General features: G+C 38.5%; 8 protein-coding genes. 2 read left to right on the forward strand and 6 right to left on the reverse strand.

Features of this window, described 5'->3' with window-relative positions; all coding sequences use genetic code 11:
- Positions 1-495: 495 nt before the first annotated feature.
- Positions 496-798, forward strand: coding sequence for a hypothetical protein (locus HUN22_RS18190; RefSeq protein WP_254617540.1), 303 nt, complete (start codon positions 496-498; stop codon positions 796-798).
- On the opposite strand, the gene HUN22_RS12900 is transcribed toward HUN22_RS18190, so the two are convergent.
- Positions 791-1,696, reverse strand: a complete 906-nt coding sequence (locus tag HUN22_RS12900) for a LysR family transcriptional regulator (protein WP_174730005.1) — start codon at positions 1,694-1,696, stop codon at positions 791-793. The genes HUN22_RS18190 and HUN22_RS12900 overlap by 8 nt on opposite strands.
- 111 nt (positions 1,697-1,807) lie before the next feature.
- Here HUN22_RS12900 and HUN22_RS12905 point away from each other — a divergent pair, with 111 nt between their 5' ends.
- Positions 1,808-3,046, forward strand: coding sequence for an SGNH/GDSL hydrolase family protein (locus tag HUN22_RS12905; protein ID WP_174730008.1), 1,239 nt, complete (start codon positions 1,808-1,810; stop codon positions 3,044-3,046).
- A 49-nt stretch (positions 3,047-3,095) separates the two neighbouring features.
- Here HUN22_RS12905 and HUN22_RS12910 read toward each other — a convergent pair whose 3' ends face one another.
- The 5 genes from HUN22_RS12910 to HUN22_RS12930 all read right to left on the reverse strand — a co-directional run bounded on the left by HUN22_RS12910 (position 3,096) and on the right by HUN22_RS12930 (position 9,277).
- Positions 3,096-4,451 carry an MFS transporter gene (locus HUN22_RS12910; protein WP_174730011.1) on the reverse strand — a complete coding sequence of 452 codons (1,356 nt, stop codon included), beginning with the start codon at positions 4,449-4,451 and terminating at the stop codon, positions 3,096-3,098.
- A gap of 100 nt (positions 4,452-4,551) precedes the next feature.
- Positions 4,552-5,835 carry a DcaP family trimeric outer membrane transporter gene (locus HUN22_RS12915; protein WP_174730020.1) on the reverse strand — a complete coding sequence of 428 codons (1,284 nt, stop codon included), beginning with the start codon at positions 5,833-5,835 and terminating at the stop codon, positions 4,552-4,554.
- 277 nt (positions 5,836-6,112) lie between these two features.
- Positions 6,113-6,784, reverse strand: a complete 672-nt coding sequence (locus HUN22_RS12920) for a class I SAM-dependent methyltransferase (protein WP_174730014.1) — start codon at positions 6,782-6,784, stop codon at positions 6,113-6,115.
- Positions 6,785-6,855: 71 nt separating this feature from the next.
- Positions 6,856-8,550: an AMP-binding protein gene (locus tag HUN22_RS12925; RefSeq protein ID WP_174730017.1), complete on the reverse strand. Its 1,695-nt coding sequence runs from the start codon at positions 8,548-8,550 to the stop codon at positions 6,856-6,858.
- A gap of 109 nt (positions 8,551-8,659) precedes the next feature.
- Positions 8,660-9,277: a TetR/AcrR family transcriptional regulator gene (locus HUN22_RS12930; RefSeq protein WP_217488181.1), complete on the reverse strand. Its 618-nt coding sequence runs from the start codon at positions 9,275-9,277 to the stop codon at positions 8,660-8,662.
- Between the last annotated feature and the right edge of the window lie 35 nt (positions 9,278-9,312).

The following is a 9,312-nucleotide window of genomic DNA, read 5'->3' on the forward strand; positions in this document are numbered from 1 at the left end:
TGTTTATATAAACCAATATTTTATTTTTGCAATTGACCCGCTTTAATGCTCAGCTTATGATTCATCCGCTGACCTATTTTGTCAGTCGATTTTAGCAGATCGTCTACCTAAGTGCGCTAAAAACAAGTTTTTTGGTGTGGAGCCCCTCGTGCCTTTGACGGAGGAACGGGAGTGGGACACCTTCGGGTGTGCTGGTTTCTTAGGTATCAGTCTGCTAACCCTCTTTCGTTTCACCACCATAATTAATAGCAGTGATTGGGCGCAACTTCTTTTATCAAGGAGTCTCTAATGACTATTATTTTATATCATTTTATTTTTATTACTCTTCATTATCATCTTGTTCAGCTTAAAACACTTTTAAAGAATTCCTCTCATCTTTTTATCTATCAATACTTTTATCTTTTTAGGCAGAAACTCTCCATATTTAATGCTATTAAAAGATGATTACATCTATAAGCATAAGTTAACGATAACAACAACCAACGAAGATCAATAATGATGTTTTTTTTATATCGTATTGTTTTAGTGTGCACTCTATTAATAATTTCTATTAGTTTATTAGGATGCAGACCTATCAGTAAAAATGAATTCAATACACATTGTGTATGGTCAGGCCACGCGCTCTCACAATGCAATTGTATTTATGACGCTTTAGAAGAACATTATTCGCCACAATTTGTAGAAGATCTAGAAAAAGTAAGCTTACAAAATATTGATGCGAACATGAACTTTGTGGAAACAATGAATGAAACAATTCACAAATGTCAGTTAAGTGCTAGAAAAGATTCAATTAACTGATATTTGCATGTTCCACCAAGAAATCTAGAAAGACCCTTACACGTTTCGGAACGTATTTATCATGGCCGATCCAGACAGCATGAAATTCTTCAGAAGCATCCAGATTCCATTCTTCAAGAATTTTAATTAACTGCTTTTGTTCTAGCGCTTTTCGGACTTGGAATCCATTAAGCTGTGCAATGCCTACACCTGCAAACGCTAACTGTAAGATTGCTTCTCCATGATTTACTTTTAAAACTTTAGTGGGTGCAAGCGTAATGTCTTGATCATTTTTTTTAAAGAACCATGTTTTATTCTGGCGCTGATAACTTACATCTAAAAGTTGATGTTCATAAAGCTCTTCTGGGTGCTGAGGACGACCATATTTTTCAATATATGCAGGTGAACATACATAATGTTTCTGAGTACTTCCGAGTGAGCGAGCAACCAAATTAGAGCTTTTCAAAGGACCCGTCCGAATTGCAACATCAATTCTTTGCTCAACTAAATTAATAACATCATCACTCAAATGAGCCTCTAATTCAATTTGTGGATAGCACTCGTTAAATAGAGAAATACAAGGCAATAAAAAATGTGTCCAATATGAAAGACTGGTATGAATTCTAATTCGCCCTTGCGGCATGTGATTTGCAGTAACTGATTGTTCTAGTTCATCTAAACTATTCAATATGTGAATGCCTTGCTCATAAAACTGACATCCTTCACTGGTAAGCTGAAACTGACGTGTTGAACGGTTAATCAATCTAACGCCAAGTCTTTTTTCCAACCGAGAAATTAACTTACTGACCGCAGACGGCGTCATGTCACAAGCTCTTGCAACGGCAGAGAAACTCCCAAGCTCAACCACTCGAATAAAAATTGCCAACTCGCCAGACCGATTAATATCAAAATATGACATAACAAAATCTATTTATGAATTTCATTCACAAATCTTATTCCATCTATGTCGCTATAACAAACTAGCAATTTGTTTCAAGATAAATTTAATTCGTTTTAAAGAGTTCACGAGATGAAACTTTATCAACCCGCCCTATTCTCTCTCATTTTATTTACGAGCTTTGCACAAGCAGAAGTACAAAAGAGCCAATGGATTACCACTTGGGCAGCCAGCCCCCAAAAAGTCTGGAATAAAGATTTCGTTTTCCCGACCAATATTCCAGAGCAAATATCTAATCAAACCATCAAACAAATCAGTCAAATTAGTTTAGGTGGTGAAGCTGTTAGGCTCATTTTTACCAATCAATATGGGGATCAACCGCTCTATATTGATAAAACTACTGTGGGGCTAGTCAAAGGACAAAGCCTAAAATCTAAGAATGCTTATCCAGTTTATTTCTCTGGAAAGCTTAAAGCACAAATTTTACCTGGCAAACAGCTGATGAGTGATCCAATCCAGCTCCCTGCTCCAGATCATGCAGAGTTAATGGTAAATACTTTTATTCAAAGGCCAACTACATTTAAAACTTTTCATTGGAATGCGAAACAAACCAGTTGGATTATTGCTGGCAACCAGACTGCGAACTTAAATACGCCTAGCAGTGCCAAAACCACAACTGCGCGATTATTATTGTCGGCTGTAGAAGTAAAACCGAAGCGTAAAGCCCATGTTGTTGCAGTGGTTGGAGACTCCATTACTGACGGCGCAACTGCAACTTTAGATGCAAATACTCGATGGACTGACTTTTTAGCTAAGCGCTTATCTGCACATCACGTGGCTGTCATTAATAGTGGAATTTCAGGAAATCGGTTACTTAACGACGGTATGGGCGACAGTGCTTTAGAGCGCTTAAAAAAAGAAGTATTTCAATATTCTGGAGTGAAAACATTAATTGTTCTGGTGGGTATTAATGATATTTCATGGCCGGGCACCGCATTTGCACCTAAACAACCAATACCTACTTTTGAAGCTTTAACCCAAGGCTATAAACGTGTGGTAGAGGAAGCACATCGCCAAGGTATTCAAGTGATTGGGGCAACCTTATTACCATTTTCAGGTGCCTTACCCAACACTCCTTTAGATAATTACTATCAACCGAATAAAGATGAATTACGTCAGCGCATTAATCACTGGATGAGAACCAGCCATACATTTGACGGCGTACTTGATCTTGATCAAGGCTTAAAAGATCCCAAACATTCTGATCGATTAAATCCAATTTATGATTCGGGAGATCATTTACATCCTAATGATCGCGGTAATCAACAAATGGCAAATCTGGTTGATTTAAAGCAATTCCTTAATCAATAAAACCTCCAGATACAGGTAGGAAGTTATTCCCTACCTGTATCAATATTGATTAATTTCCCTCTAACTCGACGTTAAGTTTTGGTGTAATAGACTGTTTTTCTGCTGCATGTCGTCGAAGCACCATAACAGCGAAAAGCGCCAAAATTGCAGGAATTGCGATCATCACAAAATTCATCTTATGCGGTAATTCTAAACCTAATAACAAGCCCGTTAAGATGGGTCCAACAATTGCTCCAATTCGGCCTACACCAGAAGCACAGCCAATCCCAGTAGAACGCACACTTAATGGATAATATTGTGCAACGTAACTATAAAGAAGAATTGAAGTACCAATCGTTGCTGCTCCTGCAACAGTCACCAAACCATATAAAATATAAGCTGGTGAGTTAAAACCTAAACCGACTAAAGCGATAACACCCGCCAGCAACATTCCCATAATTACTGGTTTTAAATGGAATTTATCAGATAAGATACCGCCACCAATTGAACCGATCATTGCGCCAACATTTAAGGCAAGCAAGAATAAAATACTCTTTCCGAGTGAATAGCCTGCTGCCAGCATGAGTTTTGGTAACCAGCTACTTAAGGCATACACCATGAGTAAGCACATAAAGAATACGAGCCAGAACATGAGTGTATTGAATGCACGGCCTTGCTGAAATAATCCTTTTACAGAGCTACCTGTTGGAACATTATCTTCATTAAGTTCTAATTGTGTATTTAAAGTCAGGTTTTGTTCAGGTGAAATTTTTTGAATAATGCGTTGTGCCTGTTCAATTTTTCCCGTTTTAACTAAAAAAGTTAATGACTCAGGTAAAAACTTCCAAATGACAGGTAATAAAAATAGTGGAATGCCTGCAATCAGGAACATGATTTGCCATCCCTGACTTTCAACCAAATAACTACCAATTAATGCTGAAAGAATTCCCCCAATCGCATAACCACTAAACATACTCCCCACCAGCGTACTTCGTATACGTTTAGGTGCATATTCTGAGGTGAGTGCAACCAAATTTGGCATGACCCCACCAATACCAAGTCCCGCCAAGAATCGAAGCACCCCAAACTCAATTGGACTTGATGCAAAAGCACCTAAAAAGGTAAATCCACTAAAAAGAGTGACACAAATTAAAATCACATTTTTACGACCTATTTTGTCTGCCAAAGTTCCAAAGAACATTGCCCCAAACATCATTCCGCATAGTGCCGTACTTGCTAACATCCCCGCCTGTACAGCTGTTAACGACCACTCTTGCATCAGCAAAGGCAATACAACGCCATAAATCACCAAATCATAGCCATCAAAAATAATAATTAATAAGCACCAAAGTAAAATACTCCAGTGAAAAGGGGTAAATCTGGCCTGATCAATAACTTCATTTACATTTAATTTAGATGTTGTCATTTACTCACCTCCTCTGTGAGATAAATTCATATTCAATTTTTTAAAACGACATACTGCACCCTAAAGAAAAAACAGATTATTCAAGGTTTTATTGAATAAATTAAAAGTCATAACTCGCCATCATATTGAAGCGGTTATCAATCCCGTTACGCCCATCAAAAGTTTCTCGTTCGCCATAAACATATTCGACGCCCAAGGTAATTGGCTTGTAAGGGTTATAAAGTGCATTCACCCAGCCCTGCCAAAGCTCTTTATTTTGGGTGGTGCTATTACGTTGTAATTCGGCAAAACGGTTATCATCTTTGGCTTTCATATAGCCATAACCTAAGGTTGAACGAATTTGTGGCGTGAACTGATGAGTGATCCCCAAAGAAATAGTGTCAAATTCATTGCTATGCATATTGTTTTGATCATCTATTGCATAACCGCTGTTACTCCATAGTAGGAAACGACCATCTCCTTTGACATGGTAATAATCGGCTTTAAGTAATGTATCAGGAGTGATTTGGTATTTACCGCCAAATCCTACGCCCCAAGCGACTTCCTCATCATGATTAGTTCTCTTTTCGGCAACAAAACTACGGCCAGATAACATCGAACCATTAGCAAATTTATGGTTTAAGCGCCCTACCAAAGCAGGTAAACGCATTTTGTTATCGGGATCTGATGCAGCGGTATATTTCGGGTCTTCAACCGATACAGCAAAACTTGTATTGGCAGTTAAGTTATCGCTATAACGAACCAGCGGTGATCTTAATAATGCACCGCCTACAAATGTGCCTGCATCAATCGTTTCCGGATAATATTCTGGTGCAATAAAAGTTGACCATGTTTGACCAATGAGCCATTTATCAAAAGTTAAATAAGCATGGCGTATCCGAAACTGATCACGAGTGGCTGCCCCAAAGAAGTCCATTTCTAACTTTCCACCCACGTCACCCACAGCAGTTGGGGTTTTAAAATTCAACCCAAAGCGCGTTACATTAACAGTACTGTGTAATTGGTCTTTTTGAGCAGATTCTTCTGGCGTATTTTCGAGCGGAACCCCACTAATATTGTTATACATAGTAGATGCGCCCTTCATTTGATAAGAAGCATCTGCCCGTATATAACCATATAAGTTAAATTCTGCACCAGACTTGGTTAAACCTTGCTGTATTGGTGGTACGGCTTGAGGGGGCACTGAATTTGCTAGCTCAACTCGTGCTTGCGATAAAGATTTTTGTGCCTGCATGTTGGCTTGTAACATAGCCCGAAGTTCTTTCACTTCTTGGCGAAGTTGTGCTATTTCAGGATCTGTTTGGCCTGCAAAAGCAGAAGACACAAACAGGGTTACAGAAACAGTCAATAGGCTTTTTTGAACCGTTGTATTTAAAACTTTCATCATGAAATTTTCCTTTTGATCTTTAATTACACTTAAAGATCTCGACATCCTTTTTGTTATGTACCTATCTAAAATAGGTGCTTAAAATTTGCCTTTCTTTCACAAGAAAGACCTTCGATCATATTTTTTAGACAAAACCTCCCTAAAGCGGCCTAAAAGCCACTTTTGAATTTGTTTTAAGTAAAGCTAAATCTTCTAATTTTTTTCAGTTTTTATATTCTCTTCCTCATTGAGAATATGCAGGTTTTATATCCGTATTAACGCTTTCCCAAATCCATTATTTTTTTGCAATAAATCCCTGATACGTCAAAATTTGCGTATAAGATTGCACCCTTTCAAAACCAGCTTTTTCTAAAAGTTTTATATATCCTTCAGTAGTTAGGCTAAAAAAGTCTTGGTCCATACGCTCTAACATTTTTTGACATTGCTCTTCCGTTAAACCTTGCACCAAACATAAATAACGTAAGGCTTTCAGTTGCTGTGGGTTTACACAAGTCATTAAATCGTAGGTCAGCAAAACTGCTTTTTCTTTTAAACGATCATAAATATCCTTAAAAAAAACAGGTTTTATCTCATCTTCAATAAAATGAGCCACCAGAATAGAAAGTGCAGCATCAAAGCAATTTTCAAGAGGTAAAGCTGACGTTTCACCGTGAACAAAGGTGACTTGGGAAGACTTACCTAAAAGTTCAACCTGTTCTTGGGCTTTTTTCAGCATAGTCAAAGATGGATCAACCGCTGTGAATTGCCAGTTTGGATGTCTTTTAAGTAAATATTCGAGTTCGTAACCCGTACCACAGCCCACAATTAAGATATGAGCATCTGGTGGCAACGCCGACTGCAAAATGGCATCCACCTGTTGGTGGATCACTTCATAGCCCGGAATTAATTTACGAATATGTGCATCATATCCTTCGACTACTTTAGGGCTATTAAAGTCTTTTGCCATTTTGCGTGTCCCTCTATTTAAACCGTATTTCGATTTTCCTTTGCCGCACTTTGACCGAGCTTTTGACTTATTCAGTCAAAGACATTTCCTGTTAAATTAAGTTCAGCTCGCATAATTTCCTGCAATTTAAACTTTTGGGCTTTGCCAGAAGCAGTCATTGGAAACTCATTAAAGAATCGGACATAACGCGGCACTTTGTTGTGTGAAATGTGTTCTTTGCAAAATTGGCGGATGCTGTCTTCATCGACTTGGTGATGCTCATGCAGAATAATGCATGCACAAAGTTCTTCACCATATTTCGCATCTGGCAAGCCAATCACCTGTACATCGCTTACGTCTGGATGAGTATATAAAAAGTCTTCAATCTCTTTCGGAAAGAGGTTTTCCCCACCACGAATCACGACATCTTTAATACGGCCTTTAATTTTAATAAAACCGTCTTGATCCATCTCGGCAATGTCACCCGTATGCATCCAGCCAGCCGTGTCAATCACTTCACGGGTCTTTTCCTCTTCACCCCAATAACCAGCCATCACTGAATAACCACGGACGCATAGCTCACCCAAAGTCCCTTGCGGAACAATTTGCCCTTCTAAATCGACAATTTTAATTTCAACATGCGGATGAACATGCCCAACTGTGCTTACCCGTTTATCAATCGAATCATTTACCGAGCTTTGTACACTCACTGGCGAGGTTTCAGTCATGCCATAACAAATGGTGATTTCAGACATATGCATTCGGTCTATAACACGTTGCATAATTTCACGTGGACAAGGACTACCTGCCATAATGCCTGTTCTTAAGCTCGATAGATCAAAATCATTAAACTGTTCATGCTCTAAGGTTGCAATAAACATGGTTGGTACGCCATAAGCTGCCGTACAACGTTCTTGATGAATCGCTTTTAAAGTTTCCAAAGGATTAAATACAGCAGATGGATAGACCATGGTTGACCCATGCGTTACGCAGGCTAGATTCCCCATGACCATGCCAAAACAATGAAACAACGGCACAGAAATACACACTTTATCTTGAGGGGTTAAACGAATGCCTTCACCGACAAAATAGCCATTATTTAAAATATTATGGTGGGTCAACATGGTCCCTTTAGGGTTACCGGTTGTGCCTGAAGTAAATTGGATATTAATGGTTTCATCAAACTGAAGTTGCTTGGTTAATAGTTTTAACTCTTCTAACTGTTCTGATGTCGGCGTAGTGACTAAATCACTAAAGCGATGAATACCCGTATGTTGCTGATCATCAATTTTAATGACAAATTTTAAATGTGGCAGACGTTCTGAACTAAGCACTTTATCTGGACTGTTAATTAACTCAGGGGCAATTTTTGTGAGTAATTCTTGGTAATCAGTCGTTTTGAATTGAGAAGCAATAATCAATCCTTTGCATGAGACTTTGTTCAACACATATTCAAGTTCATGACTCTTATAAGCTGTATTGAGATTGACTAAAATAATCCCTGCTTTAAAGGCTGCAAATTGGGTAACTGTCCACTCCACACAGTTAGGTGACCAGATGGCTAACCGATCTCCTTTTTTTAATCCCAATTTTAAAAGGCTACAAGCAAAAGCGTTTACTTCATCTTGTAAAGCTTTATAGGTTAATCGTCTGTTTTGATGAAAACTAACGATTGCCTCCTTTTCAGCATATTGCTGACAGGCCTGATCAAATTGTTCACCAATGGTCATACCCAATAAGGGCTGTGTGCTTGGTCCCGAGGCGTAACTTAACCGTTCTTGTTGCATTGAATCATTCTCCTTGATTCTTCTAATTCTCTTCTTACCTGATCTAATTGTTGTTACTGCAACTACTTTTCCAAACCGCCTACTTTGTAATGTCTATCCTTTATATGCCCTATTTCTTCTGCACAGCATCTACACAAAAGTCAGCGATCTGTTTTGAAAAATAGTCTTTATGCACATGATCAAACTTTGTATTTTGAGCTGGGTCTAGAGGTTCAACCACCACATAGGTCATGGCGCCGACTACACAAAGTGCGGCTGTATTTAAATCGTCCAAGACAAACTCACCACTTGCATTTCCATCCGCAAGTATTTTTTTAATACTTTGTTTAATCAATTGCTTCACACGAAAACGCTCATGTTCAACCGTTGAATCGACGGGTTCAAACATGAGTGAATACGCAAGCTGGGGACTATTGAGTGCCCGTTTTACAAAAGTTGCCACAGCCTTATGTAATTTCTGTTTTGCCGATAAGTCACTTTCGGTAATCGAATCAATCACCAATAGCTCTGTATTAATGGCCTCAGACAAAACCTCAATCAACACTTGGCTCTTATTATCAAAGTAGCGATAAACAAGACCACTTGATACGCCCGCTTGCTCTGCAATTGTTTGTATTTGCGCGTCTTTAAACCCTCCCTCTGAAATTAATTTTCTGGCTGAACTCAAAATCGACTTACGATTTTGCTCCATCCGCTCTTGCATTAAAGATGATCGTTTATAGCTCATAATTTATTCTCTAACAAATAAAATGAATTGTAAAT

Source organism: Acinetobacter lactucae (genome assembly GCF_013344765.1).
Lineage (GTDB): Bacteria > Pseudomonadota > Gammaproteobacteria > Pseudomonadales > Moraxellaceae > Acinetobacter > Acinetobacter lactucae_A.

Excerpts from the sequence above, each read along its gene's own strand:
- HUN22_RS12920 (WP_174730014.1), bottom strand. The coding sequence starts at position 6,784 with ATGGCAAAAGACTTTAATAGCCCTAAAGTAGTCGAAGGATATGATGCA.
- HUN22_RS12925 (WP_174730017.1), bottom strand. The coding sequence starts at position 8,550 with ATGCAACAAGAACGGTTAAGTTACGCCTCGGGACCAAGCACACAGCCC.
- HUN22_RS12910 (WP_174730011.1), bottom strand. The coding sequence starts at position 4,451 with ATGACAACATCTAAATTAAATGTAAATGAAGTTATTGATCAGGCCAGA.
- HUN22_RS12900 (WP_174730005.1), bottom strand. The coding sequence starts at position 1,696 with ATGTCATATTTTGATATTAATCGGTCTGGCGAGTTGGCAATTTTTATT.
- HUN22_RS12915 (WP_174730020.1), bottom strand. The coding sequence starts at position 5,835 with ATGAAAGTTTTAAATACAACGGTTCAAAAAAGCCTATTGACTGTTTCT.
- HUN22_RS12930 (WP_217488181.1), bottom strand. The coding sequence starts at position 9,277 with ATGAGCTATAAACGATCATCTTTAATGCAAGAGCGGATGGAGCAAAAT.
- HUN22_RS12905 (WP_174730008.1), top strand. The coding sequence starts at position 1,808 with ATGAAACTTTATCAACCCGCCCTATTCTCTCTCATTTTATTTACGAGC.
- HUN22_RS18190 (WP_254617540.1), top strand. The coding sequence starts at position 496 with ATGATGTTTTTTTTATATCGTATTGTTTTAGTGTGCACTCTATTAATA.